The sequence below is a fragment of the Oleiphilus sp. HI0067 genome, assembly GCF_001635735.1.
Genome location: NZ_LWFI01000640.1, coordinates 1 through 487 on the forward strand (window position 1 = coordinate 1; position 487 = coordinate 487).

The 487-nt window shown below is 48.3% G+C and carries 1 protein-coding gene; it reads right to left on the reverse strand.

The annotated features are described in order from the left end of the window. On the reverse strand, positions 1-463 hold a 463-nt coding region (locus A3739_RS07070), incomplete at its 3' end, for a GTP-binding protein (RefSeq protein ID WP_156502438.1). Positions 464-487 lie beyond the last annotated feature (24 nt).

A 487-nucleotide genomic window follows, 5' to 3' on the forward strand; every position in this document is an offset into this window, starting at 1 on the left:
CGTTGTATTCTTCAGTACCTGCACCGCCACAGTCTTCAGCAAGAAGGTCTGCTTTGTTCAAGAATACTACGATGTATGGAACACCAACCTGACGTGAAAGAAGGATATGCTCACGAGTCTGAGGCATTGGGCCGTCAGTCGCACCACATACTAGGATCGCGCCGTCCATTTGAGCAGCACCAGTGATCATGTTTTTCACGTAGTCCGCGTGTCCAGGACAGTCAACGTGCGCGTAGTGACGATCATTTGAATCGTACTCTACGTGTGACGTTGCGATTGTAATACCACGCTCACGCTCTTCTGGAGCGTTATCGATGTTAGCGAAGTCTACCTTCTCACCACCGAATACTTCTGCACATACACGAGTAAGTGCTGCTGTTAGTGTTGTTTTGCCGTGGTCAACGTGGCCAATTGTTCCAACGTTAACGTGCGGCTTACTTCTTTCAAACTTTTCTTTTGCCATCCGAACATCTCCTATAGAATCGCT